This is a genomic window from Methylobacterium sp. WL119, assembly GCF_008039875.1.
GTDB lineage: Bacteria > Pseudomonadota > Alphaproteobacteria > Rhizobiales > Beijerinckiaceae > Methylobacterium.
Genome location: NZ_VRUU01000024.1, coordinates 12,431 through 37,872 on the forward strand (window position 1 = coordinate 12,431; position 25,442 = coordinate 37,872).

General features: G+C 67.7%; 32 protein-coding genes. 13 read left to right on the plus strand and 19 right to left on the minus strand.

What is annotated here, in order from left to right:
* Positions 1 to 77 precede the first annotated feature (77 nt).
* The gene (locus tag FV227_RS28975; protein ID WP_187274769.1) at positions 78 to 230 is read left to right on the plus strand and encodes a hypothetical protein; all 153 of its coding nucleotides are present in this window, start codon (positions 78 to 80) and stop codon (positions 228 to 230) included.
* Between the two features lie 991 nt (positions 231 to 1,221).
* Here the strand turns inward: FV227_RS28975 and FV227_RS11415 are convergent.
* Together FV227_RS11415 and FV227_RS11420 are read right to left on the minus strand one after the other, a co-directional pair.
* A complete protein-coding gene (locus FV227_RS11415) occupies positions 1,222 to 3,474 on the minus strand; it encodes a hypothetical protein (RefSeq protein ID WP_147858955.1) in 2,253 nt (750 codons plus the stop codon).
* On the minus strand, positions 3,474 to 4,001 hold the full coding sequence (locus tag FV227_RS11420; protein ID WP_147858956.1) for a hypothetical protein: 528 nt from the start codon (positions 3,999 to 4,001) through the stop codon (positions 3,474 to 3,476). The genes FV227_RS11415 and FV227_RS11420 overlap by 1 nt, the downstream gene beginning before the upstream one ends.
* 331 nt (positions 4,002 to 4,332) lie before the next feature.
* Between FV227_RS11420 and FV227_RS11425 the strand changes: the two genes are divergently transcribed.
* Positions 4,333 to 4,614: a hypothetical protein gene (locus FV227_RS11425; protein WP_147858957.1), complete on the plus strand. Its 282-nt coding sequence runs from the start codon at positions 4,333 to 4,335 to the stop codon at positions 4,612 to 4,614.
* Between the two features lie 187 nt (positions 4,615 to 4,801).
* The gene (locus FV227_RS11430; protein WP_147858958.1) at positions 4,802 to 5,440 is read left to right on the plus strand and encodes a recombinase family protein; all 639 of its coding nucleotides are present in this window, start codon (positions 4,802 to 4,804) and stop codon (positions 5,438 to 5,440) included.
* A 99-nt stretch (positions 5,441 to 5,539) separates the two neighbouring features.
* On the opposite strand, the gene nhaA is transcribed toward FV227_RS11430, so the two are convergent.
* The 7 genes from nhaA to FV227_RS11465 all read right to left on the minus strand — a co-directional run bounded on the left by nhaA (position 5,540) and on the right by FV227_RS11465 (position 14,591).
* On the minus strand, positions 5,540 to 6,727 hold the full coding sequence (gene nhaA / locus FV227_RS11435; protein ID WP_147858959.1) for a Na+/H+ antiporter NhaA: 1,188 nt from the start codon (positions 6,725 to 6,727) through the stop codon (positions 5,540 to 5,542).
* A 449-nt stretch (positions 6,728 to 7,176) separates the two neighbouring features.
* Positions 7,177 to 7,521, minus strand: a complete 345-nt coding sequence (locus tag FV227_RS11440; protein ID WP_147858960.1) for a hypothetical protein — start codon at positions 7,519 to 7,521, stop codon at positions 7,177 to 7,179.
* Between the two features lie 948 nt (positions 7,522 to 8,469).
* Positions 8,470 to 10,812, minus strand: a complete 2,343-nt coding sequence (locus FV227_RS11445) for an AAA family ATPase (RefSeq protein WP_147858961.1) — start codon at positions 10,810 to 10,812, stop codon at positions 8,470 to 8,472.
* Positions 10,813 to 11,720: 908 nt separating this feature from the next.
* Positions 11,721 to 12,089 (minus strand): hypothetical protein, encoded by a 369-nt coding sequence (locus FV227_RS11450; protein WP_147858962.1) that lies wholly within the window; start codon positions 12,087 to 12,089, stop codon positions 11,721 to 11,723.
* Positions 12,086 to 13,303: an integrase arm-type DNA-binding domain-containing protein gene (locus FV227_RS11455; RefSeq protein WP_147858963.1), complete on the minus strand. Its 1,218-nt coding sequence runs from the start codon at positions 13,301 to 13,303 to the stop codon at positions 12,086 to 12,088. Before FV227_RS11455 ends, FV227_RS11450 begins: the two co-directional genes overlap by 4 nt.
* A gap of 554 nt (positions 13,304 to 13,857) precedes the next feature.
* Positions 13,858 to 14,058: a hypothetical protein gene (locus FV227_RS11460; protein ID WP_147729057.1), complete on the minus strand. Its 201-nt coding sequence runs from the start codon at positions 14,056 to 14,058 to the stop codon at positions 13,858 to 13,860.
* 320 nt (positions 14,059 to 14,378) lie between these two features.
* Positions 14,379 to 14,591 (minus strand): hypothetical protein, encoded by a 213-nt coding sequence (locus FV227_RS11465; RefSeq protein WP_147729058.1) that lies wholly within the window; start codon positions 14,589 to 14,591, stop codon positions 14,379 to 14,381.
* A gap of 123 nt (positions 14,592 to 14,714) precedes the next feature.
* Between FV227_RS11465 and FV227_RS11470 the strand changes: the two genes are divergently transcribed.
* The 3 genes from FV227_RS11470 (at position 14,715) to FV227_RS11480 (ending at position 16,272) form a co-directional block, all read left to right on the plus strand.
* A complete protein-coding gene (locus FV227_RS11470) occupies positions 14,715 to 14,966 on the plus strand; it encodes a hypothetical protein (protein WP_147729059.1) in 252 nt (83 codons plus the stop codon).
* 60 nt (positions 14,967 to 15,026) lie between these two features.
* Positions 15,027 to 15,725 carry a hypothetical protein gene (locus FV227_RS11475; RefSeq protein ID WP_147858964.1) on the plus strand — a complete coding sequence of 233 codons (699 nt, stop codon included), beginning with the start codon at positions 15,027 to 15,029 and terminating at the stop codon, positions 15,723 to 15,725.
* A 220-nt stretch (positions 15,726 to 15,945) separates the two neighbouring features.
* Positions 15,946 to 16,272, plus strand: a complete 327-nt coding sequence (locus FV227_RS11480; RefSeq protein ID WP_243932627.1) for a hypothetical protein — start codon at positions 15,946 to 15,948, stop codon at positions 16,270 to 16,272.
* A gap of 64 nt (positions 16,273 to 16,336) precedes the next feature.
* Here FV227_RS11480 and FV227_RS11485 read toward each other — a convergent pair whose 3' ends face one another.
* Positions 16,337 to 16,933, minus strand: a complete 597-nt coding sequence (locus tag FV227_RS11485; RefSeq protein ID WP_147728716.1) for a MucR family transcriptional regulator — start codon at positions 16,931 to 16,933, stop codon at positions 16,337 to 16,339.
* 201 nt (positions 16,934 to 17,134) lie between these two features.
* On the opposite strand from FV227_RS11485, the gene FV227_RS11490 reads away from it, so the two are divergent.
* Positions 17,135 to 17,359: a hypothetical protein gene (locus FV227_RS11490; protein WP_147728717.1), complete on the plus strand. Its 225-nt coding sequence runs from the start codon at positions 17,135 to 17,137 to the stop codon at positions 17,357 to 17,359.
* 89 nt (positions 17,360 to 17,448) lie between these two features.
* Here FV227_RS11490 and FV227_RS11495 read toward each other — a convergent pair whose 3' ends face one another.
* Positions 17,449 to 17,670 (minus strand): hypothetical protein, encoded by a 222-nt coding sequence (locus tag FV227_RS11495; RefSeq protein ID WP_147728718.1) that lies wholly within the window; start codon positions 17,668 to 17,670, stop codon positions 17,449 to 17,451.
* A gap of 123 nt (positions 17,671 to 17,793) precedes the next feature.
* Here FV227_RS11495 and FV227_RS11500 point away from each other — a divergent pair, with 123 nt between their 5' ends.
* The 3 genes from FV227_RS11500 (at position 17,794) to FV227_RS11510 (ending at position 19,394) form a co-directional block, all read left to right on the plus strand.
* The gene (locus FV227_RS11500; protein WP_246686505.1) at positions 17,794 to 18,588 is read left to right on the plus strand and encodes a transporter substrate-binding domain-containing protein; all 795 of its coding nucleotides are present in this window, start codon (positions 17,794 to 17,796) and stop codon (positions 18,586 to 18,588) included.
* A gap of 15 nt (positions 18,589 to 18,603) precedes the next feature.
* Positions 18,604 to 19,023, plus strand: coding sequence for a cupin domain-containing protein (locus FV227_RS11505; RefSeq protein WP_147858965.1), 420 nt, complete (start codon positions 18,604 to 18,606; stop codon positions 19,021 to 19,023).
* Between the two features lie 89 nt (positions 19,024 to 19,112).
* Entirely contained in the window at positions 19,113 to 19,394 is a 282-nt protein-coding gene (locus FV227_RS11510) for a hypothetical protein (RefSeq protein ID WP_147728720.1), read from the plus strand.
* Positions 19,395 to 19,544: 150 nt separating this feature from the next.
* On the opposite strand, the gene FV227_RS11515 is transcribed toward FV227_RS11510, so the two are convergent.
* The gene (locus FV227_RS11515) at positions 19,545 to 19,808 is read right to left on the minus strand and encodes a hypothetical protein (RefSeq protein WP_243934143.1); all 264 of its coding nucleotides are present in this window, start codon (positions 19,806 to 19,808) and stop codon (positions 19,545 to 19,547) included.
* Positions 19,809 to 19,956: 148 nt separating this feature from the next.
* On the minus strand, positions 19,957 to 20,151 hold the full coding sequence (locus FV227_RS11520; RefSeq protein ID WP_147728722.1) for a DUF3606 domain-containing protein: 195 nt from the start codon (positions 20,149 to 20,151) through the stop codon (positions 19,957 to 19,959).
* A 159-nt stretch (positions 20,152 to 20,310) separates the two neighbouring features.
* Between FV227_RS11520 and FV227_RS11525 the strand changes: the two genes are divergently transcribed.
* Both FV227_RS11525 and FV227_RS11530 read left to right on the plus strand, forming a co-directional pair.
* Positions 20,311 to 21,054, plus strand: a complete 744-nt coding sequence (locus FV227_RS11525) for a hemerythrin domain-containing protein (protein WP_147858966.1) — start codon at positions 20,311 to 20,313, stop codon at positions 21,052 to 21,054.
* A 92-nt stretch (positions 21,055 to 21,146) separates the two neighbouring features.
* Positions 21,147 to 21,443: a hypothetical protein gene (locus FV227_RS11530; RefSeq protein ID WP_147729003.1), complete on the plus strand. Its 297-nt coding sequence runs from the start codon at positions 21,147 to 21,149 to the stop codon at positions 21,441 to 21,443.
* Positions 21,444 to 21,474: 31 nt separating this feature from the next.
* Here the strand turns inward: FV227_RS11530 and FV227_RS11535 are convergent, their stop codons facing one another.
* Both FV227_RS11535 and FV227_RS11540 read right to left on the minus strand, forming a co-directional pair.
* Entirely contained in the window at positions 21,475 to 21,654 is a 180-nt protein-coding gene (locus tag FV227_RS11535) for a hypothetical protein (protein ID WP_147729004.1), read from the minus strand.
* 16 nt (positions 21,655 to 21,670) lie between these two features.
* On the minus strand, positions 21,671 to 21,889 hold the full coding sequence (locus FV227_RS11540) for a hypothetical protein (protein WP_147729005.1): 219 nt from the start codon (positions 21,887 to 21,889) through the stop codon (positions 21,671 to 21,673).
* Between the two features lie 224 nt (positions 21,890 to 22,113).
* Between FV227_RS11540 and FV227_RS11545 the strand changes: the two genes are divergently transcribed.
* Positions 22,114 to 22,803: an SDR family NAD(P)-dependent oxidoreductase gene (locus FV227_RS11545; RefSeq protein ID WP_147729006.1), complete on the plus strand. Its 690-nt coding sequence runs from the start codon at positions 22,114 to 22,116 to the stop codon at positions 22,801 to 22,803.
* A 211-nt stretch (positions 22,804 to 23,014) separates the two neighbouring features.
* Here FV227_RS11545 and FV227_RS11550 read toward each other — a convergent pair whose 3' ends face one another.
* The 4 genes from FV227_RS11550 to FV227_RS11565 form a co-directional block, all read right to left on the minus strand.
* Positions 23,015 to 23,191 carry a ribosome modulation factor gene (locus FV227_RS11550; RefSeq protein ID WP_147729007.1) on the minus strand — a complete coding sequence of 59 codons (177 nt, stop codon included), beginning with the start codon at positions 23,189 to 23,191 and terminating at the stop codon, positions 23,015 to 23,017.
* A 43-nt stretch (positions 23,192 to 23,234) separates the two neighbouring features.
* On the minus strand, positions 23,235 to 24,119 hold the full coding sequence (locus FV227_RS11555; RefSeq protein WP_147858967.1) for an NAD(P)H-hydrate dehydratase: 885 nt from the start codon (positions 24,117 to 24,119) through the stop codon (positions 23,235 to 23,237).
* A gap of 40 nt (positions 24,120 to 24,159) precedes the next feature.
* Positions 24,160 to 24,915 (minus strand): histidine phosphatase family protein, encoded by a 756-nt coding sequence (locus FV227_RS11560; RefSeq protein WP_147858968.1) that lies wholly within the window; start codon positions 24,913 to 24,915, stop codon positions 24,160 to 24,162.
* 194 nt (positions 24,916 to 25,109) lie between these two features.
* Entirely contained in the window at positions 25,110 to 25,415 is a 306-nt protein-coding gene (locus tag FV227_RS11565) for a hypothetical protein (protein WP_147858969.1), read from the minus strand.
* Positions 25,416 to 25,442 lie beyond the last annotated feature (27 nt).

Below are 25,442 nucleotides of genomic sequence, written 5' to 3' on the forward strand. Positions count from 1 at the left end.
ACAAGACATCAAGGCGAATAATTGGGGCAATATTAAACACCTTCCGTATCAGACAGATCGCTACGGATCTAGTCGGTGTGATCCATCGTGAAAATTGCGGCGGACTGATGATCAACGCGCGCCGCGTCGAGGCGATCGGCGATACCTGGATCCGGTACGGGAACCAGACCTTCCGGCGGGACCGGCCGGGGCGGCCGGTCGGCGCACCGGTGTGGGAGGCCGCGCGGTAGGGTGCGGGCACGAAAAAGCCCGCCGCGGCTGGTGCCGGGCGGGCTGAGGTGACAAATACCCTTAAATTCTACGTCCGCACCGGATTTCATCATCGTCTGCGGCGATAAAACCGGCAAGTACCCGAGCCGGCGTTGTGTATACAATGCGAAGCTTTTTCGGCATCGGCCCGCATCCGATGCACACGGCATAGTCCCAGCGACGCCATACCCGCTCGTTGCGAGCGTCAGTCGCTCTCTGTCGCGCTTGTCCTTCCTGGATTGCGCGGCGGACTTCCGCAGCCTTTTCATCGCTACTCAAACTCGAGGTCGGTGGTGTGGCTGGCCGCGGCTGAAGTTTCCCTTGGCTGAAAGCTGGCGTCGACACGCCAAAAACAATGCATGAAATTGCACAGATTATACGCATCGAGAGTCCTTATTATAGAGACAGCATTCCCTTGGTGTAGCGGCTACGAGGTGAAATGCCTGAAAGTTTCTCTCGCCTAATAACTCGCTTTTTTCCGGCGGTATTCTCCAGCCATGAAAAGGGGGGCCGCCATGGAATCCATGAGCGTGTTCAGATATTCCGGATCAGTGCGTCGAGCTCGGGGCGTCATCCCCTGGATGGGGGGATCGTGAGACGCCGGCAAGTCTCACAGCTGAGCCACCAGAACCAGCACTGCGATCGCACCGTACAGGGCCGCCATCCAGAGGTGGCCGGACGTGAACGCGCCTTCGGCGGAGGCCCTCAGGTAGTTCGCCCTTTATGCGTCCTCGAACGCGCTCAGGACCGGCGAACCGCCAAGCCATGCTGTCGCCGCTTCCAGCGTCGGAAATCGGTGCTCGACGCAATCGAAGGGCCTTGGGCGTGTCCCAGCCGGAAGATCCTCCAGCAGCTCCGCGCACCACCCGGTAGGAGCACCTCCTGCTGTGGTCTCGCGAACCACACCGCCGACGATCACCCCGTCGAGGGCCAGGTCGTAGCTGCCGGCGGCGAGCTGATGAAGTGTGTATGTCATCGCTGGCCCATAGCTCCCGAAGTCTGAAGGCTTTGCCGCAGCAGCGCGTTCGCGTAGACGGGCTCGACGCCGCGCTGGACGATGTCGGCGATGCGATCGGCGCTGTCCGGCGCCACGAACAAGTCGGCCAGTCGTCCGGTCTGCCGGCCAAGAGCCGCCTGCCGCGCCTTGCCGCCGACGTTGGCGAACAGGGATCGGCCCTGCGTCCGCATCGCCGTGACAGCCTCGCCCAAGGTGTTCTGTTCCGACAGGGCGTCCTGCATGGCGCGGTCCGCCGCGGTGTTCGAGCCCGGCGGCAGGCGTCGGCCCGTGGCGCGGAGCGTGTGGAACAGCGTGTTCACGGCCTGCGGCGCGGCTGGGCTGTTCGGCAGAGCGCTGAGCACCGCGTCGATGTTCGCCTGCTTCTGCGGCGTGCCGGCCATGTCCTTCGCGAACTTGGCACCTCCGCTGTGATTGCCGCCGCCGATGAGCGCGGTTGCGCTGGCGTCGTACTGGTCGGCCATCCGCTGCCGGACCAGCTGAGCGATCGCCTCCGGGTCGAGCGCACCGACGCGGCGTGTGGCGTCGGCCAACTCTCCGGCTTGGCCGCGTTCGGCAGTTGCCGGCAGGATCGCGTCGCCGACGGCCTGCGTGCCGGACAGCGTGCCGCGGCCGCCGCCACGGCCGGCAATCTGGCCGAGGGGGCCTTGGGTCAGAGGATCAAGGTTCTGCGCCCTGGCCTGCGCCTGCGCGCTGAGGGCGTCGTCGTAGGCCTGGACGCCTCCACGCGCCGGATCGCGGAGGATGTCGCGCGCATCGGCCGAGCCGGACGCGTAGCGCTCGGCCAGGAGCGGGTTGAAGCCTTCGCCGCTCGCGGACAGGGCCTGCGAACGCGCGCCCATGTCCTTGGTCACAAGATCGATCACGCGGCCGCTGTTGTCGGGAAGGTGCGCGATCTCGGGCCCGAGGACGGGATCGGCGCGCAACCGGCCGAGGGATGCGTCGAAGGCTGGTGTCCGCATCGGTGCGAAGTCGGCCGGGTCGACGAGATGGGCCTCGGCCCGGGCATAATCCGGCCGTGTCTGCGCGTTGATGACCTGCCGCACGTCGTTGATCGCGGTATCAGCCGCCGCCGCGGTGCGGGGCCCGAGGGTCGACGGGGCCATGCTCTGCGGCGCGATGGTATCGAAGGCGTTCGTCGCCGCGGCGCGCATCTGGTCCGGCCGGTTGGCGTAGAAGGCCGCCATGGTCGGACCGCCGCCGGTAGAACCTTCGACGACGCGCTGAAGCTCGCCGAGCTTGGTGCCGTTGTTCGTCGCGAACTGTATGCCTTCCGGCCCAGAAAGCGGCACGCCGATTCCCCGTCCCGTATCGAGCACGGGTTGGCCGGTACGGAGCATGCCGGGCTCCATGCCGCGCGTGGCCGCCACGATGGCGCGGTCGGCACCCGTTGCGCGCGCTGCTGCGGCGGCGGTGCCGAGATTGCCCGCGAGACCGCCGGCCAGCCGAGCCGAGCCCTCGTATCCCGCCGGCGCAACCCGACCTGCCGTCTCGGACGCGACGCCCGGGACGGCGGCCTCCATGATCTTGCGGATGAGCCCGCCCGGGCCGATAGCGGCCCCGGGGGCGAACTCGGCGATGGTGCTGGCGTACTGCCCGGCCGTCGTCTCGGGCTTGCGGTACAGCGGCCCCATCACGCGCTCGATCATGCCGTTCAGATCGGCGCCGCTCGGCAGTGTCGGTACGCTACGGACCATCGCCGCGGCGCCGGGGTAGCCGCGGCTCTCCAGCGCGTTGCCAGCAGCGCCGCGCTCGGCCTGCTGGAGCGCTCCCACCCCGCCGAAGAAGCCGGTAGCAGCGTTGACCAGGCCGTGCACGATGCCGCCGCCGACGTCCCCGGCCGCGTCGAGCTGCGGCTTAGCGGGTGGGGCGCCCGGTGCCGGCTCGTCGAACTGGTCGAAAGGGTTCGGCTCCTTCGCCGCCACCGGCGCGGTCGCGGCGGGTTGCTGGTGGAAGCGTAGGAACGGGTTGTCCGGCGAAACTCCCGGCGGCAGCGGCTGCTCGGCGGCGGGTGCCTTCTGAAATTGCTCGAAAGGGTTGGGTGCCGGCACGGGCTCGTCGAACTGGTCGAAGGGGTTAGGCTCCTTGGCCGCCGACTGCGCCATCGCCTGGAACCCGCCGGGGACCATAGACAGGGCCGCTGGCGCGACCTTGGCCAGCGGCGAGACCGGCAGCGGGTCGAAGCGGTCGAAGGGGTTCGCCTCAACCATTAGACGGACCCCAATGCGATGTTCAGGGACAGCATCTCGGCGATCATCGCGCCGCGGCGCTCGTGTCGACGCTCGCGTACGCGTTCGGCGAGACACCAGGTGTGCATGTCATTGCGCAGGGCGCGAGCCAGGTCGCGAGCATCAGCCTTCGTATGGGGATGCCGAAGAGCCTGCTGCTCAGTGGTCTCGGACCACATCACGACTTGCGTCATTGCGGCGTTGATCCCGACGACGAATTGCTCGGGCGAGTAGTCCGGCATGAACACCGGCATCAGCGCCTTCGTCCGCGTGAGAGTGCGCAGGAGTACGTCGCGGTCCTCTTCGTCGAGCTGAAGCGGCGCTCCGTGCTGCCCGTATGCCCTGTTCGCAATGCTCTCCATTGCGTTGCTTAGACACCAGGCCGGGTGCTGGTTACGACACGCCTGATCCAGCATCTGAAGAATGAAAAGGATACTGGAGTGGAACTCGACGTAGGCCGGCGGCTCTTCGTCGTCGCCGTCCACAAAAAGGCAATCCGTATCGGCCATGGCGGGCCTCGCATCTTCAGATCAGATGCAGCGATAGTACAGTCTCCTGCCTATCGCGCAAAGAGAAATGATAGATCCGAGCTCCTATTAATTTCCGACTGATTCAAGCGCCTTAAGTCACTGATATTCGCTCGCTATGACTTCCATTTGTATATCAGATTAGTATTTCGGTATCGGATTTTCCTATGAGGGTCTCCCGCAGTTTTTCCGCGCGCGTTCGGAGTACCCGGGGGGTGGATGCCGGCCATCCCCGCACCCGGCCGTTCGCCGCTTGGTGCGGGCGTGGCTCAAGTGCACACTGCCCCGCATCACCCCCGACGGATCACAGCTCATGCACCTCCCGCTCGACATGCGCGCGACGTTGCTCGCCGCCTCCCTCGACGTCATGGCCGAAGAGATCGAGGCCGTCCGCCGCGGCCGCCCGGTCAGCCCCACCCTGGAAGGTGTGCTGGCCGAAGCGCAGGCCAGCGCCCGCATCCTCGCCGAGGAACTTCATCCGGCCCAGGCCGTGGCCGTAGGGGAGCCGCGTCGCCCCGCGATAGTGCCGGCCACTCAGGCCCCGGTACGCGAGGTCAGCGGCAACGTGGTGCAGCTGCGGCCGCGCCGGACGTAGCCAGCCTCTACGAGCCTCGAACCGCCCTCAGAGGCCGCCGCATGCGCCAGCGGCATGCCTAAGTGTGTCCGTTAGGGTATGCCGCAGCGTACACGGCGATGACCACCAGAAACCCTGTCCGTTAGGATTGACTTAGATCAACGGACATCCTCTTATGCGGACAGGTTCCTAACGGACAGTCCGCATCATGAAAACCGTCCTCTACGCCCGCGTCTCAACCACCGAGCAGAACCTTCAGCATCAGCGGACACAGGCCGAGGCCGCGGGCTTCGAGCTCGACGAGGTGGTGGCAGACCATGGCGTGTCCGGTGTAAGCACGCGCCTCGCGGATCGCCCCGAAGGTCGGCGTCTGTTCGACATGCTCCGGGCCGGCGACACGCTGGTTGTGCGTTGGGTCGATCGCCTCGGCCGCAACTATGCCGACGTGACCGAGACGATCCGCGAGCTGATGCGGCGGGGGGTCATCGTCCGCACCGTCATCAACGGCCTCACCTTCGATGGGGCTACCAAGGACCCGATGCAGCAAGCCGTTAGGGACGCGCTGATCGGCTTCATGGCCGCGATGTCCCAAGCCCAGGCCGAGGCCACCAAGGAGGCTCAGGCGGCCGGCATCGCCTACGCCAAGGCTGACGAGGCGGAACGGGCCTACAAGGGTCGCAAGCCCTCCTACAGCCGGCAGCAGTTTGCCACGGTGCGCGACATGCTCGGCGCCGAGGCTGGCACTTCCGAAATCGCGCGCATGACTGGCCTCTCGCGGCAGGCTATCTTGCGGATCAAGGCAGACCCGGCAGCGGGTGAAGGCGCCCTCGCCACCTGGGGGCTCTGAAACGCGAAAGAAGCCCCGGCCAAAGCCGTCTCGGTCAGGCTTCGTCTTCAGACGCTTGGTATCGGCCCGCACCGTCCGCTTCCGACCCTCTGCAGACCTTCAGTGCCGACCTTTGAGGAGGGGGCGTGGAGGTGCAAACCGGAGGACGAGTGCTCCCAAGAGCATGCAACCGATCGAGCCCACGAGCACGCCGATCTTGGTCTCAGCCTCAAGCTCGGGGGCATTGGCGAACGCGAGCAATCCGATGAATAGGCTCATCGTGAAGCCGACCCCGCAGAGCAGCGCGACCCCGTAAACCTGGGGCCATGATGCATGCGCCGGACGCTGCGCCAGTCCCAGCTTCACCGTTGCCAAGACGAACCCGAACACACCAATCTGCTTGCCGAGGAACAGACCCAGGGCCACGCCGAGTGTGACTGGATCAAGCAGCATCTTGGGATCGAACCCAGCTAGCGACACGCCCGCGTTGGCGAACCCGAATACCGGCAGCACAAGGTACGCGGACCATGGGTGCAGTGCGTGTTCCAGCTTGTGCAGCGGCGAGGTCGGATCATCCGGTTTGCCGATGCTCAGACGCAGTGGGATCGTGAAGGCCAGCAGCACGCCCGCCACGGTCGCGTGGATGCCGGACTTGAGCACGAACAGCCACAGTATCGCGCCGATAAGCAGGTAAGGCAGCAGGCGGCTGACCCCGGCCTTGTTCATCGCGAACAGCACGGCAAAGGTGGCTGCCGCACCGCTGAGCATCGGCAGAGATAGGTCGGCGGTGTAGAACGCCGCGATGATGAGGACCGCGCCGAGGTCATCGATGATCGCCAGCGCGGTCAGGAACACCTTGAGCGAAACCGGCACTCGCGAACCGAGCAAGGCCAGCACGCCGAGAGCAAAGGCAATGTCGGTCGCGGCTGGAATTGCCCAGCCACGCAGGGTTTCTGGTGAGTGCCAGTTGACGGCCACGTAGACCAGCGCAGGAGCAGCCATACCGCCGAAGGCAGCTACGCCGGGCAAGATGCGGTCAGGCCACGTGCGCAGGCGTCCGTCGAGCATTTCGCGTTTGATCTCCAATCCAACCAGCAGGAAGAACACCGCCATCAGAGCGTCGTTGATCCAGTGCAGGACGGAGAGGGGGCCGAGGTACGCCTTCAATGCCGCGAAGTAGGTGGGTGCAGCGGGCGAGTTTGCGATAACGAGAGCAAGAGCCGCGCTCACCATGAGGATGAGACCGCCGCCGGCTTCTCCGGTCAGCAAGTTGCGCAGGGCTGATGTAGGACGAGAGGTTAGCGACAAGAGCACAGGTCTCCACCGCTGGCGGCCCGACCAACGCTGAAACCTGCCAGTCCGAGGTTCGGACCGCACACCCAGGCCGGGCTATCGCACCGATGTGCGCTGCCTGCAATCCGTGCCCGCCCGTGTGAGATCATGATGCCGAGGTCCGCTTCCCACCCTTAGCGGACCTGCAAAATGGGTGACGAACGCCAACCGTTTCCGCGCGTCCATAACCGGCTCGGCCCCGCCGCCCGATCCGATCACGGGCTGGCGGGGGAGGTCGACTATCACACCGGCGGTGAGCCGATACGCGACGCGGCTCACCAAGCAGGATGCTGGTGCTCGGTTAGTCGACCGTCACAGCGGCGGGGTTGGGGGGTGTACCGGAATGGAGCACGATCTGAGACCTGAAACGCGAAAGGGGCGCCGGTGAAGGCGCCCCTTGGCATCTCGACGAGTGGTCGAGGTTGTCAGGCTGGCGCGCGCATGGCGCCGAGAGCCTCGGCGGCAGCGGCGGCCGCCACGATGAAGGGGCGCGGCCCCTGAACCTGCGCCATGAACCACCCTTCGCAGTTGATGTTCGTGACCGTGCAGGAATGGTCTTCCTGAAGCCACAGAAGCTCCGGGGAGTTGATCTCGGCGACGAACTTCCACATCGCCGAGGCCTCCAACAAGACATCGAGCCACGTGACCTCCGGGCCCTGGAAGTCCTCTGCGTTAAACTCGATGATCTTGAACCGAGGGACGAACAAATCAGCGATCATACTGATGCCTCCCAGATCATGAAAATCGTCTTCCAACTTATTTTTCGGCATGATGATGGCTCCAAGGGTCGTATTCTAAAATGATCTTTTCGATACTGGGCTTAGAACACCGTCATCATTGACCGCGCATGTCTTTTGGCTTTTGCCCAAGGCATAAACATGCGGTCTCTGAACACGCAGGAAGCTTCGATGAGCGGCAGGGTTACAAGCCTTAGCGATCACATAAGGCTCTGGACGATCCTCGTCAACGGATATTCGTATTTTTACTTTGGATATAAAAAACGGACAAAACTGACAACTTGGCGGACAAACCGTACGACTTGATATTATCGAGACAATTCTATTTGGCATGGCTGCAAAGCCTAGACCAAGCCGCGTCGGGGCTGATCCCGACGCTTGTGCGGGTCAGCCGAAAATGTCCGGTTCGGCAGGCCCTCCCCCTCAGCGGGAGAGGGTAGGTCGTGATCGACCGTGTTCTCGGCCTCGGGAGCTTCAAGCGCTCGACCTTGCTCCGCACCTAGCGTTCGCCGAGAGCCGGACGCCTTCCATGACCTCGGCTACGCGATGGCGCTGGCCAGTTCGTATGTCAGCCTCCGCGGAGGTTCTGACCTGTTCCGTCTGTCCGTCGGCCTTGGTGGTGCTTTTCCGGGGTGTCCGTCTCGCGCCCCAAAATCCGGCGGTGGGGGCCATTGGCCCGAAGGCCATGGCTCCCCCGTAAGGGATGAAGTTTGCGGGACCGAGTTTGCGGGAGTTTGCGGTGCGTTTATGCAAACCCGTAAAAGTCGTTTTAAATCAATGGCTTGGACCGCCTAAAATGTAACAGCAATCCTGGAGTTTGCGGGTAGTTCGCGGGAGTTTGCGGAGCCGAGTTCGCAAACTAAGTTTGCGGCAATGATTTCAATGACTTAGCAGGGTAGCCTGCGGAAAGCAGGGGGAAGTTTGCGGGATCGGGGGTGGAAGTTTGCGGCCCGTTTTGCTCGGTCTGCGTATGTCAGAACGCTAACCAGAACCGGCAGAAGCACCCTTGCTCTGCCCCTCGACAGCGGCCTTACCGATGAAGACCAGCGTGGGACGGTCGCGACTGTGCGGATCCTTGCCGAGTGACGCCACCTCCACCTCACCCCGCCCTACAAGCCGATCCAGCGCCAGTGTCACCTCCTCCGGCTTGAGCGCGGCCAAGGTCTCGGGAGCCGTCCGCTTCAGGAGCTTCGGAGCGTTGTACTTGCTGGTCGTTGCTAGGGTCATCTGCTGCCCACGGCATTCGTTCAGGGCCCTGGCGACAGCCTGCTCGTTCGCGTCGTCGATACTGAGGATCGAGCCCATACCGGCCTGCACGCCAGCCGGGGTGGTGCCAGACGTGACCCGGAACGCTCCCTGGTGCCACTCCAGCTTCAGCTTCGACCCCTTCGGCCCGTAGTTGAGCTTCATGTTCGTGAGCTCGCGGGCCTTGTCCGAAAGGGTGCTCAGATAGAGCCGAGACCGGACCGCATTGCTCCAGGCGCTCGATCCGGACGTCCCCTGGCCCGATGACATGCCGGACTGGGAAGGGTGGGCGAGGACGACGACAGAGCCCCCGATCTCGTGCGCAAGGCGACCGAGACAGCCCTTCACGAAGGTAGTGACCTGGCCGCGGTCGATCTCGCTTCCGGCATAGATGTCCGAAAGCGGATCGAGGATGATGGCGTCGGCGCAGAAGGCCAAGGCACGGTCGCGGATCTCATACCAGAGCGGCCGCAGCTCCATGCGACCGTCCCGCCCCCAGGTAGCCAGGACGTTGTCCTCGCTCGTGCGCGACGTGATCAGCATGTTCGCGAGATCTCCGTTCGTCAGGCCGAGCGCCCGGTTGATGTCGGCTTGTCGGCGGTGGAGTTCGTCCGGGTCGTCCTCGCAGAAGACGCACAGCACGCGGCCGGGGCGCGTGACTTGGCCGAGCCAGGGGATTCCTGCGGCCATCGCAGTGGCAAGTTGCTGTGCGAGCAGCGTCTTTCCGATGCCACCGTCGCCATAGAGCAGCGTCACCTGCCGACGCGGGATCCAGTTCTCGACCTCCCATTCTCGCGGCTTGATCACCTGCCCGGTCCATGAGGGTGGGCTGAACCAGACCGACGGCGTGGCCACCTCCGGCATCGCTACGGGAGCCGGCGCCTGGGGCTGCGCGGCCGCCGCCTCGGCGTCGAAGTGTGCCTCAATGTCGAAGGGTAGCTTGAAGTCCGAGGCTGCCTCTTTCGCGAAGTGAACCAATGACCCGGCTGAGAGATCGGATGGCGGGTGCCGTTCGTAATGCTCCCAACGGAGATCCGTGTAGTCCGGGTCATAGAGATCGCTCTTCGCACTGTAGAGGTGGAAGGCCTCCAGCCCTTCCGGCGAACCGTGCGAGGCATCGAAGAAGGCCAGGCCGCGGTTGTTCCACATGTCCCACGCTTGCACCGGTGGGTTGGGTACCGCCGCGGCTAGGGCGTCGAGATGGATCTTCCCCAAGGCGACGCCTGTCTTGAAGCCCTCTTCGCGGCTGCGCCGCCCGGGCGGGGCCTTGCTAAGGTCCACACCGGCGATGTCGGCCGCGGTCGCAACGAGGTCTTCCGCAGCCGAAAGGGCGATCTCGTTTTCCGTCTCACTCACGATAGTGCTGAGCCGGGGCACGTCCTTTGTGTGCCATGATCCAGCCCAGCGCATCGGGTGACTGAGCGGAACAGCCGTACCATCGCCGCCGCAGAGCCGCAGAAGACCGTACCTGACCATCTTGAGCCGACGGAGATCTTCCTTCGTCGTGGCGGGCACCGTGAGCCGCCAGTAGGCATGCAGCTTGTCCTCGGGGCCGTCAGGACCGCCCCAAACACCTCCGGACCGCAGCACCAACGTCGGTTCGCCGAGAATGTGTTTCGCCTTCGCCAGCGTCTCCCGTGGCTGCTCGTCGAGTTCAATTGCGATGACCCCGCACGCGATGACGTTATCCTCGTACGCGCGCCGCCGGCCTTGGAACGTGACATCTCCGAACACGCATGGCGGGGGGCAGAACACCGCAACCTCGTCGCCTCGTCTCGCTGCGGTCGCCGCAGCAGCCTTGGCCGCCGCGGAGAGCAGACCGTCTCCGAATGGATGCCAGTGACCAAGCGGACGTTCCTTGCCGCGGTGCTCGACAGAGCGGAACATGATGTGGCCCTGCCCCGTCTCGATGCCCTTGAAGACGGATGCGATGAACCGCCCGAGCGTGTCCCGATCCGCATTCGGCCACACCGGCGTCGAGGCGGCAGGTGTGCTCGTAGCAATCGTTTCCGCGATGTCGGCAGGAGCCTCCGACGCGTTGTCGAACGCGCGCGGCTCTGGTACGTTACCCTCTGACATGTAAAGCCTTTTCCGACCGGTCGCCTTTGCCGAGGCACCGGTCGTTTTCGTGAGAGCAGCGCTCGTCACGATGGATCCAAGGGAAACCGGTCGCTGGGAACACCGGGCCGGGGTGCATCCGGAAGACCGGCTCTCAGGCCGCCCCCATCCACTCCCGAACATCACGGACCCGATACCGTGGCCGGCCCTCCACGACGGTGATCCGCGGACCACGACCGTTCTTTGCCCAGACCTTCAGGGTGATCAGAGCGAAGCTGCTGATCTCGGATAGCTGGCGCCGCGTGATGAGCGTCTCGCCTGGCAGCTTCCCGAGGTCGGGCACGGGGCGAACGGAGGCAGCGTTCGAAGCAACGCTTGCAGACATGAGGGCTCTCCCGGGCGAGCGGCATGAAAGCGCGTCTCGCTGATGCGGATGGATCGGCTAGAGCTGCTTCAGGTTCGCCGTTTCATCAGGTTCGCAGGGATTGCAGCAACCGAACCATATATGGATTCTAAGCAATCGTCAAGTTCATGACGGTATAGTTTTTGCGATTTGCCCGCATGGGGCAAAATTAAGCGCATTTTGACATACAGATACTGGTCTGCTCTGACATACATACGCTGGGAAGACGTTGCCTGCCCGCGACGCTTTCGGCGGGTAATCACTGCTAGCCAATCTCGAATGTGCCCAAGGCGACATCAGAGGCTCGGTCGTTCCATCCTTCCGCGATGGTTCATGATCGGCTTGCCCCGTCCCGGCACCTGAAGAACTCCTGAGAGAACCGTGCCTTGTCGCGGACCGTGGAATCCAGTGGCAAAACCTCAAGCGGGTTTTGCCACCTCGCATGTGACGCGAACGCGCTTCAGGCCCTGAGGAACGATCATCTGCTTCTTGGTGCGGTAGTAAGCTCGTTTGAGGCTGTCGACCGTCATGCGGCGGCCAAAAGCTGCGCAAGCGCCGCCTCGAACACCTCGTCGCCTTTCAGCCCTTGGGCTCGTATGCGTTCGATGACGAAGTACTCGCTGATCCGATCGACCGCCTTCGATGGCGGGCCATTCCGATGCGGGAGGTCGGAGAGGATGCCAAGGAGCCCGCGAACGGTCCGGGCAAGGGGCGTCTCGGACCGCACGGCTTCGAGCACTGCATCCGGATCTTCGCCACGCTCGACCGCCGCATGGCGAATGAACGCCAGCCCCATCTCGTGCTCCACTTCCTGCTCCGCATTCCCGCACAGACGCCGCGGCCAGTGCGGGTCTTCGAGCGCGGCGCGCACCTCGGCCTCATTCAGGAGCTTCATGCGGCAGCGCTTAATTCATGCGAGCCTTCGTCCAGAGCGGTGACGTGATCCGCCCAGGCCGCGAAGGCGAAGCGCAGCTTCGGGATCGCATCGTCCCGGTTGTAGATCGCCTCGAGATCCTCGCGGGCGTGGCCGATCGAGATCTCCGCGGTGTCGGCGTCGATGCCGAGCTTGGAAAGGCCGGTCCGGAAGGTGCGCCGGAGATCATGCAGGCCGAAATCGACGCCGGACGCTTTGCGCATGCCGTCGACGAGCTTCGTCCAACCGTTCATCGCCCTCCCCGTCTTCACCGACGGGAAGACCAGTTCGGACCGGGCGTCGCGTTCGCATAGGTCGAGGATCACGCGCAGCTGCGGAGCAATCGGCGCCTTGTGCCCCCTCCCCTGCTTCGTGAAGATGGCAGGGAGATCGAGTACGCCAGTGACCTCGTCGACCATTTGCCAGGTGACGCCGGCTCCTTCTCCCCGGCGGCATCCGGTCAGGATCAGGAAGCGGATCAACCTGCCGATCGTGGTCCGGGGGTCGGCAGCACGCCAGATCCGAAGAAGCTCGGCATCGGACAGCGCCCGCCCCTTCATCACCTTCGAGACCTTGTCGGCGCGCGTTGCACGTTCCTTCCGGTGACCGGCCAAAGGATTGACGGCGAGAACCTTGGCGTCCGACACGCACCACGTCAGGAATGCCCGGCAGAGGGTGCGGAACATATCCGCGGCGCCGGCCAGGCCCTTGGCCCTGATGCCCTCGATGATCTTCGCGTACTCGGCACCCGTGATCGTCGTGACATCGCGAGACAGAAGGGCGGCGAGCCTGCCGCGCAATGCGCTCATCACCGACTTGCGGTTCACGTACTGCCGGCGCTCCAGGTTCGCGTCGTAGCGGTCGAGCAGCTCGCCCAACCGGGCGCGGTCCTTGGCTCGGTGCTGCGCGCGATCTCCAAGCGGATCGGCACCGCGCGCGATCTGCCCGAGGGCGATCAAAGCGAGCTTCCGGGCGTCGGCGACCTTGGCGACGGCGCTGAGCGTCGCCAGCTTCATTTTCTTCGTGTTGGCGCTTCGGCCTGTACCAGCAGGCCGGTAGCTCAAGATCCACGTTTTTCCGCCGGGGCGGATGCGCAGTCCGAAGCCGATGATATCGGCGTCCCAGACGACTCCATCCTTCACCCCTTCCGGCAGAACTACCCGAGCGGCGAGCGCGTCAGTGAGCTTCACTTTCATCGCCTAGCGCTCCTTGGACAGCACATGGGCAGCACCGAGCAGCAAAACTCCAGCATCGCCACGTAAACCAAGTTATCCCGAAAAGCTCACCTATAACAGGGGCCTAGTACCGCCGGCATATACCTCTGTAGACCCTCATGATCCGGGTGCGACACTTTTGGTAATGAGGAGGTCGTGGGTTCGATCCCCCCTCGCAGCACCATCAATCCACGCCTCCGATGAGCACTGAGATCGACCGGTAGGGCGCTGTCCCCCGGGCGCGCTTTTTCGGATGGGCGGCACGCGGGCGAGCCAAGCTCCCCCTGCCCGATCGACATCCCCGAACACCACCTTGTCGGGACGGTCTCGTTCCCGGTCGGCTTGGGTGCCGGCTTGGGCCGCGGCGGAGGCGACGGATCGCTCTCGGCAGCGTGGTCATGGACCGGTGCGCCCCGGCTCGCGGATCGGCCCATGCCGATCGTGCCATCGCCCATGCCGCCGGCCGGAAATTCGGCGCTGATGCGCGGGCGGTCATGGGCGGGGCGCATGTCCTGCGCCCCGCGAACGCAAGCCCCTTACTTGTTGGTCCGGCCCTGGTGGTTCGGATCGATCCCGCCGTCGAGCTTCGTCTCGTTGGCCGTGTCGCCCTCCACCGTCGAGTCCGCCTCAATGTCCTCGATGTCGTGACCCGTCAGGCCTCGGGACTGGCCGATCCCCGGATTGCCCTTCAGGTCGGCATCGGTCGGCGTATCGGTCTTCGGGTGCTTGTTCGACATGGGTGCTCCAATCGGTCGGCCGGCGCGAAGCCTGCGCCGCAGCCTCGGGACGTGGGGAGCAAACCCCGGGTCGAAACGGCCGTTCCGATCGCCCGGCGCGGAGCGACCCTCGGCCGCGCCGCACGGTGCGCGGGTGTCGGCTCGCGTACGCCGACCGTGCTCCCGAGAAAGCCGCCGATCGATCGCCAGCGGGCGGGAGAAGGGATCGCCGTCGGCCTCATCGCGGGGCGAAGGAAAGCCCGCACGGCCGAGACGTGCCGTCCGGCCCGCCCACGGCCGCCTGATGATCCGGCGCCCGCGATGGCCGTGGCCGCGCTCCGTCAGAGCTGCCCGCGGACGTAGCCGCGCGAGACCAGCCGGTCCCGCCGCAGCGACCGGCGCTCGGCCTCGGCCAGGTCTGCGAGCGCGTCCTCGACCACCTGCACCAGCGCGATCCAGGCATCGCCGCGGGCGGCCCTCCGGTAGGCCAGCGCGATCGTCTCGGCCTCGGTGAGCCGGATCTCCACAGGCGGTTGGTGGGGCTGGGGGTGCATCGCGGCTCCGAGTTGTCCAAGAACATACAAGGAACAAACAGCAAGCGGGCCGACGGTTCAACCATGGCGAGCACGGTGGGCCACGGAACGGTGAGATGCTGTGGAGGGCGGGGTAGAAGGCCAATGCCGACACCGCTTTACCGTTTCCACTGCACGAACGGCTTCGACCTCGTGGCCGATCTCCAGGGCAGGCGGCTGCCGACCTGGGCGCTCATGCGCCTCCACGCCGAGCGGGTCGCGATCGACCTGATGCTCGGCAGCGCGCGGCGCGATTGGTCGGCCTGGACGGTCGAGATCTACGATGCGGCGGGCCGACACGTGATCTCGAAGCCGTTCGTGGACATTCTCGAGAGCCGATCGGAACGGAAGAAATAGTTTCTGTTTTTCGCTGCCGAATGGCCTCGAACCAGCGACAGCGCAGAAGATTGACTTGTCATGGAGGCAGCCATGACAGCAAAGCGCATGATCCTATCCACCCTTGTGCTGTGTATCCTTCCCGCGGCGACGGCGACCGCTCAGACCGGCGACATCCGGACCGGTGCGATCCCGCCCGTCAACGAGAAGGCGGTGACCACGACCGCCGTCGGGCAGACCAAACCGCCGAGCCGTGATGCGGGCTCGGTATCGGACCGATCGAGATCACCCGGCGACGTCGAGGACGGCATGATCCGGAACATCTGTATCGGGTGCGAGCCGGATCGCAGCACGCTCGACACGGTGACGACGAACGTTCCCCCCAGGACCGGGGGCGAAACCTGGAATACGAAGCTCGAGCGGCTTCGCAAGTTGCCCGAACCCAGCAAGCAGGGCGACCTCGATACCTTCTCTCTCGCTTCGGCCCATCGCGAGCGAGCGGAATCGGTGCAGGAGAAGACCAACGGCCTGTGGCAATCGTGGCTGGTCTCCGTGTGCGAGGGCTGCGGAGACCAGAAGCCGGCCAAGGCCTGGAACCTGCAGGATCGGCCCTCCTTCCGGCTCGGATCGGTCACGCCGGATCGTCCGGAGGGCGACGCGTCGTCCGAAAAGACGCGCCCGGCCGAGCCGAGGCAGGTCGCCGTCCACCATCACGGCGCCTTCGAGGCGGACCTCTCCCCCGAGAACGTCGGCTCGATCAGGCGCATGCCGCAACGCTGATCCGATCGGCTCCCCCTCTCGTCCGCGACCGCCTCGTCCCGGTGCGGACCATCCGCTCGCCCGTCCTCGCGACGGTCGCGGCCTGCACGCGCTCGCCCCCCCGGGCCGGCGGCCGATGTCCAGAGCGGATGACGCGGCTCGGCGTTTCGTCGCACGCTTCGGCGGCGCCCGAACCGTGATCGATGCGGGCGGTTGCCGCGTGACCACGAGAGAGGATGTGATGATGTCGAACCCAGCCAAGGGTCGGTCCGGCGACGGTCAGCAGCACGAGACGACGAGCGCGCAGGCCGAGCGGGCGGCCGAGGTGCAGCGGGCCGGAAGCGCCGAGGCGGGGGCCGGCCACCCCGAGGTTCTCGAAGGCGGCAAGGCGGAGGCGCCGACGGAGGGCAAGGGGCAGCCGAAATCCGCAGCCTCGAACGCGCCGGCCGGTGCGACGAGCGACGCCGCCACCAGCTCGGCGACGGTCGGGAAGGCCGAGAAGGAGGCTGCAGCCGCGGCCGGCGCCGGCAAGGCGCAGCACGGGCGCGGGCACCGCAAGGCGGAGTAGCACGCTCTCGCCGGGCGATCCGGCCCCGTCCCGATCCACCCACGGGACGGGGCGTCGAACGGCGTCAGGCCGGCTCGGCGACCGTCTTGGCGTTGCCTTTGCGGCCACGCGTCTTCGGAGCCGACGGCGGCGCTCCTTCGGCCTGGGACGCCTCTACGGCCTTGGGTGACTCGGCGGCTTTGGGCTTGCGTCCGCGCGCCTTCGGAGCCTCGGCGGTCGCCTCGACCGCTGCGGCGGCCGCGGGCTGCTTCCGCCGCTGCTGACCGAGGCCGAGCGAGCGCGCCAACGCCGAGCGCGTGGCGGAGTAGTTCGCCGAGGTCGACGGGTAGTCCGCCGGCAGGCCGTAGCGGGTCCTGTACTCCTCGAACGACAGGCCGTTCCCGTTCAGATGGCGCTTCAGCGTCTTGTAGGGCTTGCCGTCGAGGAAGGAGACCAGCGCGTCGGGCGTGACCGACTTGCGGATCTGAGCCGCCGTCGGCTTCTCCGGGCCCGCGGGCTCGGCCGGCTTGCCGTTGCGAAGTTCGGACAGCATCGCGTGCACGTTGGCGATCAGCGTCGGCAGCTCAGCCACCTGGACATGATTGCCCGAGACATAGGCCGCGACGATGTCGGCCGTGAGACCGACGGGGGTATTGGGCTGATATTCGAGCTGATCTTCCAAGGCGGCACTCCTTTTCCGGAAAAGCTATGGCTCTGCGGGCTCGCCTATCTCGTCAAGTGCCGTTCGAACGAAACGCGTGGGTATCGGATGTAATATTGCAGAAACCGAGCGATCCCGACGTGCGACGATCCTATCTCTGGAACCAGGACTGCCGATCCCTGTTCTGACGTCACGGCGCAGCGCCGTGTAAGGCTCTACAGAATGAACAAGCTCATCCTCGGCGCAACGGTGGCGCTCGGCCTCTTGCTCGGCGCCAACACCGCCGGCATGGCGTCACCGGGCGATGGCCTCGATCGCAACGCGGCGGCGACCGGCAACGGTCGCATGGGCGGAATGCACGCCGGCGCGCGCACCGGCGGGATGATGCGCCCCCGCATGGGCGGGATGCGGATGATGCGGCGCCATCACCGGCGTCACCACCGCTGAGCGACCGGCCCTCTCGATCGGCGCACGACGCAGGAACCCCGGGACGCTCGCGCGATCCGGGTTTCCTGCGTCGGCGAGCGCCGGTCGCCCTAGGGACGCTCCGCCTTCGGCCAAGTGTCGATCACGGCCTCGCCCGATCGCAGCTCGACCCGGTGGGCATGCGCATCGTCCCGCGTCTCGCACAGGTCGACCGCCGATGCGAAGCGCAGGCGGGCGGCCACCTCGGTGGCGGCATCCTCCTCGACGACGACGTGCCCGTCTCGGTAGGTGAGCACCACGAAGGGCGGGTTCTTCAGATCGCTGACTTCCATAGGCTCGCTCCGACCGCGTGTCATGGCGCAACGTTCGTCGGCGGTTCCCGCTCCGCCCGCATGGGACCCGCTTCGACGACGGTGTACAGCGGACGGCAAGAAACCACTCCGGGAACGCCACCCATGCCGCTCGCCCAGGGATTGCCGGCCGCGCTCGCCATCCTCGCCGCCATGACGCTTCCCGGGCTTGTGCAGGAGACCGCCGCGAAGGCCGGGCTGGCGCCGACCGGCACGCTCCGGGTCGGCCTCGTCGAGGCGCCGTCCGCCGGCCTCGTCTTCGTCGCCCGCTCGCCGGACGGGACGCCCGAGGGCGTCACCGCGGATCTCGGCGCAGACCTTGCGCGACAGGTGGGCCTGCCGCTGGCCGTGACCCTCTTCCCGAACTCGGGCGCTGCGGCAGCGGCCCTCCAGGCCGAGACGATCGACGTGAGCTTCATGCCCGTCGATGCGGCGCGTCGGCAGGTGCTCGATTTCGGGCCGGGCTACTACGACCTCGAGAGCACCTACCTAGTGACCGGCGCGTCGGGCATCGTCGACGTCGCGCAGGTCGACCGGCCGGATCTCAAGGTGGTGGCGATCGACGGGACCACGACGATCCGCGCCTCGGGCCGCACGCTGACGCGGACCCGGCCGGTGGCCGTCTCTTCCGTGGCCGAGGCGATCGATCGGATGCGAACCGGAGCGGCCGACGCCTTCGCCCTGTCGCGAGACACGCTGCAGCCGATCGTGGCGCAGGTCCCCGGCTCGCGGATCGTCACCGGCGGCTTCCAGCGGACGCAGGTCGCCGTCGCGGTGCCGAAGGGCCGGCCGGCGGCGCTCGCCTCGGTGACGGCGTGGCTTGCGGAGGCGAAGCGGTCGGGCCTCGTGCGCCGGATCTTCGACGCCCACGGCTTCGATGGGGATGCGGTGGCACCGTAGGAACGGAGCGAGGCGATGACGCGATGGTACGCAAGCGGCGGGCTCGCGCTGGCCTGCACGGCCGGTGGAGTCGGTTTCGGGGGCTCGGCGATGGCGCAGGAGACGGTGGTGCACGAGATCATGCGGACCGAGCTCGGCCGCGCGCCGGTCTCCGGCGACGACACGCGCGAGATCATCATGCAGCTGGTGGAGTTTCCGCCGGGTGCGACCTCGCCCCGCCACGTCCACCACGGCGAGGAGTCGTTCTACGTGATCGAGGGCGGCACGGTGCAGATGTCCGGCAAGGAACCGAAGCAACGGCCGGCCGGCGAGCGCGGGATCAACCCGCGCGGCGTGCCGCACGCGGGCTACACGGTGGTCTGCGACAGGACGATCAAGGTCCTGTCGGTCTACGTGGTCGACAAGGGCAAGCCCTTGCAGGAGCCGTCCCCCTGACCGCGGGCCTGCCGAAGCTGCACCCAACGAAGCGGGCGACGCGCGAAACAGCGTCTTCCGAGCACCCCGACGCGAAAGGCTTTTCTGGAATGAGCGAGACGCCCGATCCCGACCGCGCGGCCCGCGCCATCGCGGAGAACGTCTATGCGGCGTACTGCCGCCAGGCGACCATGCCGGCTCACCCTTTGGAGGAGCAGACGATCGTCACCCGGCTGGTCGAGGCGATCCGCCCGCAGATGGGCGGCTCCCCGGGCGCGATCGTCGAAGCCGTCAACGCCGCCCTATCGGCCTGGGAACAGCGGGATCTGGACATTCGCGGCCCGCGCGTCGCAACGATCGACCAGAGCGACGGCGCGATCACCCTGGGGTGAGCGCGGCCTCGGGGTGCGGTCCGGATCGGCGCACGCTTGCCGCCGGAAGGCCGAGCGACGAGAGCCGGATTCCGCCTCGCGGAGCTCCATGCCTACCGCCGGGCGGGAACCGGCCGCGCGACGCGGCTCGGGGCGCCGGTGGGGCGGGCCTCAACCCTTCTTCTTGTAGGCCTCGATCGCGTTGCGGCACCCGGGCGAGAGCTTCGACATGTTCCTGTTGAAGCAAGCGCGCGTCTCGGGGCCGTCCTCGAGCGGCAGGCCGGTGCAGAAGGTCGCGAAGTCGCCGGCGCAGAGCAGCTGCATCGCGGCCTTGTCTTCCTGCGACACCGGAGCGGCGATCGCTGCGGTCGCCGCAAACGTCGCGAGCGCAAAGCCGACTCCAAAACGTACCAACATCGTCTTCTCCTGAGGCACCCGGTTGACCCGGGTCCGGTGCCAGAACGTTGCGGGATGCGTCCGGGTTGCGCCGCCCGGCCCACGTCGTCGCGCGGCGTGTCCCGACAGGCACGGTCGGAACGGTGCTCGATCGCCCACCGGCCCGATGGGCCGGCGAAGCGTCGCGTCAGACGATGCCGCTGGCCTCGTACGGCCAGGGAAGGCCGAGATGCGCCGCGACCTTCTCGGCGTCGTGGCCGACGGCCTCCACAGCCGCCCCGAGCGTCTCCACCGGCACCTGGAGCTTGCGCGCCCAGTAGGCGGCCGCGTCCGGCGTCGAGAGGTTGACGGTCTGAGGCTCGTGCGTGTCGTCGATCGGCATGGGGTGCTCCTGCCTCCCCCAATGCGGCAGTGCACCGGCGGTTCATTCACGCGGCCCGCCCCGGCGATTCGTTGCGCACGCTGCGCCCCGAGCACGGGCGGATGGAGGAACGGCCGGTGGGCGGGGCGGTTAGCAGGTACAACGGTAAGGAGTACCATCATGGATGTCTGGCAGCTCATCGGGCGCGACCACGCGAACATCGAGCAACTCATCCACGATGCGCCGAAGGCATCGCAGGGGCCGGGTGCCGTGCGGAGCCGCGAGCGCCTTCTCGGCGAGCTCATCGATCGCCTCGAAGCACATGCCGAGGCGGTCTCCGTCAGCCTCTACGCCCCCCTCGGCCGGCGCGCGCAGACGCGGACGCTGGTTGATGCGCTGGACGAGCAGCACCGGGCGTTCATGAGCCAGCTCGCGGACCTGGCGCGACAGCGTCGGACGGGCTCCGAGGGGTGGCTGGATGCCTTCGAGGACGCGACCTTCCTCGTCGACCAGTACCTTCACCGCCACAAGCACGAGTTGATCCCGGCAGCGCGGGCGTTGCTGTCCGAGGGCGAGGTCCGCGATGCGGGCCAGACGTTCGTTCAAGCCAAGCGCTGGATGCTGCAGGGCCGCGACCGTCCGGCACCGGCACCGCGGAGCGAGTTCGACCTCCGGGTCATCGTCTGCACCCTGGCGGTCGGCCTCGGCTACCTTCTGTGGCAGGCGGGCTTCCTCGGTCGAGCCGGCGGCCGCCGCGGCGCGACCGGCGGCGCGAGCCGGGGCGTGAACCCAGCGACGGCCTCGATCCCGGCCGGACGCAACGGGGTGGACGGCCCCGCGCAGCGCCGGGAGCGGCTGCTCGACGAAGGGCTCGAGGAGACCTTCCCCGCCAGCGACCCGATCTCGGCGCAGCGTTTCACCTAGCGGGCCGCGCGGGCGACCGCCGGCGGCACGGTTGTCGCTCCGGACGCGGAATGCGGCGACGGAGAGCCGGAAGCAGGCTCGGGGAGGCGGCGATGTCGGACCTGGACACGAAGCGGGAGGAGATCGCGGCCCTCGTCGCCCGCGATCTCGGGTTCGACGGGCTCGCCGGGCTGAGCCCATCCGATCGGGCTGCCGTCGACCGGAGGACGGCGGAGCTCGTCGACCGCTGCGATACGACCTCGCCGGTGTCGGCCGACGCCCCTGCCGCCGACCGGGAGATGCGTCGCCTGCTCGCGGAGTACCGCGGGCTGCTGCATCTCCCGACCGACGCGGCCAACGTCCGCCTGGCGGAGGTCGGCGAGGTCTTCGCCCCGGAAGACGACGCCTGACGCCGTCCTTTCGACCGGAGCAGCGCACGTTCTAGCCGCCCTTCGCGACCAGGAAGAACGCGACGCCGACGACGAGGAGGCTTCGCGCGACCCGGCCGCACGTTATCGCGCCGACACCGTCGTCGAGGGAACGCAGGTGGGCGATCTGGGCGAACATCGCCGCCCAGTAGGCCGACCACAGGCCGAGGATCGAGGCCATCGCAGGCGACATGGCCGGGCTGCCGGACCTAGCCCGGCGGCCGCCGCTCGTGGCGCCAGGACGCCACCGCGGCACGCCGCGCCTCGTAGGCACGCCGGACGGGCGAGCCGTCGGCGCCGCGCCCTTCCGGGCCGTAGCCGAAACGGAGGACGCCCTCGGGACCGTAGAGGCGGCTCACCTCGGTTCGCCAGACCCGATCGGTCTGGGCGAGAGTCGCCTCGGTCTCCGCGAGTCGTGTCGCATGCATCGTGGCTGTCCTGAATGGCGGGGTCGTGGGGTCAACGCGAGCCGGCGCCATCCGCTCCGGATCGCACGCGACAAACCGGTTTCTCGACGGGCCGTCCGCGGGGGCTATCTTGAGGCGATGCCCCTGTCCCGCCCCGCCCGTTCCGGTGCCCGCGCAAGCGACGGGCCAAGCCCCGCTTCGCCATGCCCGGCGACGTCCTTCCGGGGCGCCCGGGCAGGCGCGCGATGAGTGCGCGCCGTGCGCTGATCGTCGGCGCCTCCCGCGGGCTCGGCCTCGGTCTCGTCGCCCGGTTCCTCGAGCGCGGCTGGGCGGTGACGGCCACCGTGCGCCGGCCGTCGGCCGCCCTGTCCGAGCTCGCGAGCGCCGGCACGCTGCGGATCGAGACGGGCGTTGACATCGACGACGATGCGGCGGTGACCGCCCTGCGCACGCGGCTGGCGGAGGCTCCAGCCTTCGATCTCGTCTTCGTGGTCGCGGGCGTCGCGACGCAGGCCGGCACGCCGGCCGCGGCGATGCCGCGCGCGGTCGCGACGGCGGTGTTCGAGACGAACGCCCTCAGCCCGATCCGTTTCGCGGAGGCCTTCCACAAGCGCGTCGCACCGGGCGGTCTCGTCGTCCTGATGACGTCGAAGCTCGGCTCGGTGTCGCTGAACCGCGGCGGCGGCTGGAGCAGCTACCGGGCGAGCAAGGCGGCGCTCAACACCCTGGCCCGCTCCTTCGCCGGGCAGCACGCCAAGGCCGATTGGGGCGTCGTGCTGATGCATCCGGGCTGGGTCCGCACGGATCTCGGCGGCCGGCGGGCGACGCTCGACGTCGAGACCAGCGCGCGGGGCATGGTGGCCGTCCTGGAAGGTCGCCTCGGGGGATCCGGCTGCGTCTTCCTCGACCATGCCGGGGAGGTCGTGCCCTGGTAGCCCCTCGAACTCGACGCCGCCGGATCGAGGTCCGTCTTCGGCGTCGCGGCGCGATCGCAACGCCAGACAGGCCATCCCTCCGGCTTCGAACGATTCCCGCCGGAGCCGTGCGCCGGTCGGAGGCGATCGTTCGGACCGATGCCCTGCGTCGAGACGCTTCGGGCCCGAAAAGCAAACCGCCGCCCGAACTACGGCGATCCGTACAGGCGCGTCACGCGGGACGATCGTCCAGCCTGTCGCCGCGGACCGCCGCGTCGTACCCGGCCAGCCATTGGTCGTGGGCCGCCATGCCCTCGGCATAGGGGCAGTCTTCGCGGCGGAGGTTCTTGCCCGGCGCGTAGAAGCCGAGCGCGTAGTGGTCCAGGTTGTCGTCCGGCGGCTCCGACATCGATGGTTCTCCCGTATGCGTGGGGCGGCGGCGGTGCCGCGGCTTAAGTCATCACCTCGGCGAGGATGCACGGCACCTCCGCCGGAAGCTCGCGGGCGAGGAAGCCGATCCCGCCGTAGCGGCGCGCCAGCCGGCGGCCCGCCTCGCCGTGGGCGTAGACGCTCCACAGCGCCGCGGCTTCGGGCTGGGTTCCGCGCGCGAGCAGGCCGACGATGAGGCCCGCCAGCGTGTCGCCCGATCCCGAGATCGCCAGCCCGACATGCCCCATCTCGTAGCACCAGGCGCGGCCGTCGGGGGAGACGACCTGCGTCCGGCCGCCCTTCATCACCGTGATCGTCCCGAAGCGCTCGGTGGCCCGGCGGGCCGCCGCCAGCGGGTCGGCCTCGACGGCCTCCCGGTCGATGTCCAGCAGCTTGGCCATCTCGCCGGCGTGCGGGGTGATGATCGCCGGCTTGGGCAGGCGGCGCGTCAGGTCCGGATCGGCGCGCAACGCGGTGAGCGCCCCGGCATCCAGGACGATGGCTGCCGTGTCCGCCCCACGGACGAGCGCGGCGACCACGGCTTCCGTGTCCGCGTCCTCGCTCATCCCCGGCCCGCACAGGATCGCGTCGCTCGCGCCGGCCCGCTGCGCGAGATCGTCGGCGCAGGCGCGCCCGATGCCGCCGGCCTCGGTCTGTGCCAGGCCGATCACCAGGGCTTCCGGCACGGCGATCCCGATCGGGATCGCGAGGTCGCGGCAGACGCCGATCTGCAGCTTTCCCGCCCCGACGCGCATCGCCGCGTTGGCGCCGAGCAGGACGGCGCCCGGCAGCGCCGTGCAGCCCGCGACGATCAGGACGCAGCCGCGCCCATCCTTGCTGTCGCCGTCCGGATCGGGAGGGGCCATGCCGCGGAGCACGTGCTCGGTCAGCGGTGTGACGGCGCTCATGGCTTCCCTCCGGTCCTTGCCCCAAGGGTCTGACGGTCGCTCAGCTCTTGGTGTCGGGTTCGGAGGTAACGGTGGCGCCCTGTGCCTCAAGGGGTGCGACGAAGTTGTAGCGGATCAGGTCGAGGGCACCACCGGGTGTGGCGCGCGCCGAGGGGACGTACTCGGTGACCCCGCAATTGGCGATGTCGCCCTCGGCGTCGATCGCCAGGATCTCCCCCTCAGTCATGTTCTCCAGGAGGTAGCGCAGGCACAGGACGACCACCTGGTGGGCGACGAGGAGGATGCGCTGGCCTTCGTAGTGCAGGGCCATCGTGTCAAGCGCGCCGCGCAGGCGCAGGATGACGTCGCACCAGCTCTCGCCGCCGGGCGGCCGGTGGTAGAACTTGCCGAGGTCGCTGCGCAGCGCCGCCTGCTCCGGGTGCAGCTGCTCGATTCCGGCGCGCGTAAGCCGGTCGAGGATCCCGAACTCCTTCTCGCGCAGGCGCTCGTCGACGAGGAGCGGCGGGGTGTCCGCGGCCAGCGCACCGGCGGCGCGGATCCCCTCGACGGTCTCGACCGCGCGGCGGTAGGGCGAGGCCAGGACGAGGTTCGGACGCTGGTCCTCGGGCAGGCTGGCGAACCAGCGGCCGAGCGCCTCGGCCTGCCGGTGGCCGAGCGGGCTCAGCGGCACGTCCACGTCGCGTTCGGGGATGTCGATCCGCGCCGCGCCCGAGGCCTGCGCCGCATCGCGGGCGACGTTGCCGGCGCTCTCGCCGTGGCGCACGATCCAGAGGTGAAGCGGCTGTCTGTGCGGCACGGGGATCTCCAGCGCGTCCACCGGTCCGGTCGGCGCGGGTGTCGTCAAACGGCGCCGTCGCGCGCGAGACACGGCGAGGACGCGGGATCGCATCGCCCCGCCCTTGGGCGCGATGCCGGCAGGGCGGGCGAGCGCACGAAGAAGCCCGCCGCGGCGAACCGGGCGGGCTGAACGACGTGCCGTCGTCGCGAAGGCTACTTCGCGGTCGGGGCGCTGCCGCTGTTGACGGTGCCGCCCGCGCTCGGGCCCGCGCCGTTGCCGGCGGCACCGGGCGCGACGGGCGCCGTGGTGGCGCTCGGCGCGGTGGTGCCTGCGTTCGGGACGGTACCGGTGGTGGTGGACGACTGGCTCGCGGCCGACCCCTCACTGATCGTGCCGCCGGCCGACGGCCCGGCGCCCGGGCTGCCGGGGCCGCCGTTGGAGGCTCCGCCCTGGGCGAAGGCGGCGGTGCCCATGGTCAGGACGAACGCGGACGCGAGCGTGATCGACTTGAAAGACAATGTGTTTCCTCCGGTGGATTACCAAAC

Coding starts and splice junctions, on each gene's coding strand:
- FV227_RS11450 (WP_147858962.1), bottom strand. CDS start 12,089: ATGAAGCTCCTGAATGAGGCCGAGGTGCGCGCCGCGCTCGAAGACCCG.
- FV227_RS11495 (WP_147728718.1), bottom strand. CDS start 17,670: ATGGAAGTCAGCGATCTGAAGAACCCGCCCTTCGTGGTGCTCACCTAC.
- FV227_RS11455 (WP_147858963.1), bottom strand. CDS start 13,303: ATGAAAGTGAAGCTCACTGACGCGCTCGCCGCTCGGGTAGTTCTGCCG.
- FV227_RS11555 (WP_147858967.1), bottom strand. CDS start 24,119: ATGAGCGCCGTCACACCGCTGACCGAGCACGTGCTCCGCGGCATGGCC.
- FV227_RS11420 (WP_147858956.1), bottom strand. CDS start 4,001: ATGGCCGATACGGATTGCCTTTTTGTGGACGGCGACGACGAAGAGCCG.
- FV227_RS11430 (WP_147858958.1), top strand. CDS start 4,802: ATGAAAACCGTCCTCTACGCCCGCGTCTCAACCACCGAGCAGAACCTT.
- FV227_RS11550 (WP_147729007.1), bottom strand. CDS start 23,191: ATGTCGGAGCCGCCGGACGACAACCTGGACCACTACGCGCTCGGCTTC.
- FV227_RS11530 (WP_147729003.1), top strand. CDS start 21,147: ATGTCGGACCTGGACACGAAGCGGGAGGAGATCGCGGCCCTCGTCGCC.
- FV227_RS11535 (WP_147729004.1), bottom strand. CDS start 21,654: ATGTCGCCTGCGATGGCCTCGATCCTCGGCCTGTGGTCGGCCTACTGG.
- FV227_RS11545 (WP_147729006.1), top strand. CDS start 22,114: ATGAGTGCGCGCCGTGCGCTGATCGTCGGCGCCTCCCGCGGGCTCGGC.
- FV227_RS11540 (WP_147729005.1), bottom strand. CDS start 21,889: ATGCATGCGACACGACTCGCGGAGACCGAGGCGACTCTCGCCCAGACC.
- FV227_RS11480 (WP_243932627.1), top strand. CDS start 15,946: ATGATGTCGAACCCAGCCAAGGGTCGGTCCGGCGACGGTCAGCAGCAC.
- FV227_RS11425 (WP_147858957.1), top strand. CDS start 4,333: ATGCACCTCCCGCTCGACATGCGCGCGACGTTGCTCGCCGCCTCCCTC.
- FV227_RS11445 (WP_147858961.1), bottom strand. CDS start 10,812: ATGTCAGAGGGTAACGTACCAGAGCCGCGCGCGTTCGACAACGCGTCG.
- FV227_RS11475 (WP_147858964.1), top strand. CDS start 15,027: ATGGAGGCAGCCATGACAGCAAAGCGCATGATCCTATCCACCCTTGTG.
- FV227_RS11465 (WP_147729058.1), bottom strand. CDS start 14,591: ATGCACCCCCAGCCCCACCAACCGCCTGTGGAGATCCGGCTCACCGAG.
- FV227_RS11415 (WP_147858955.1), bottom strand. CDS start 3,474: ATGGTTGAGGCGAACCCCTTCGACCGCTTCGACCCGCTGCCGGTCTCG.
- FV227_RS11510 (WP_147728720.1), top strand. CDS start 19,113: ATGAGCGAGACGCCCGATCCCGACCGCGCGGCCCGCGCCATCGCGGAG.
- FV227_RS11520 (WP_147728722.1), bottom strand. CDS start 20,151: ATGCCGATCGACGACACGCACGAGCCTCAGACCGTCAACCTCTCGACG.
- FV227_RS11505 (WP_147858965.1), top strand. CDS start 18,604: ATGACGCGATGGTACGCAAGCGGCGGGCTCGCGCTGGCCTGCACGGCC.
- FV227_RS11490 (WP_147728717.1), top strand. CDS start 17,135: ATGAACAAGCTCATCCTCGGCGCAACGGTGGCGCTCGGCCTCTTGCTC.
- FV227_RS11500 (WP_246686505.1), top strand. CDS start 17,794: ATGCCGCTCGCCCAGGGATTGCCGGCCGCGCTCGCCATCCTCGCCGCC.
- FV227_RS11460 (WP_147729057.1), bottom strand. CDS start 14,058: ATGTCGAACAAGCACCCGAAGACCGATACGCCGACCGATGCCGACCTG.
- FV227_RS11440 (WP_147858960.1), bottom strand. CDS start 7,521: ATGCCGAAAAATAAGTTGGAAGACGATTTTCATGATCTGGGAGGCATC.
- FV227_RS11525 (WP_147858966.1), top strand. CDS start 20,311: ATGGATGTCTGGCAGCTCATCGGGCGCGACCACGCGAACATCGAGCAA.
- FV227_RS11470 (WP_147729059.1), top strand. CDS start 14,715: ATGCCGACACCGCTTTACCGTTTCCACTGCACGAACGGCTTCGACCTC.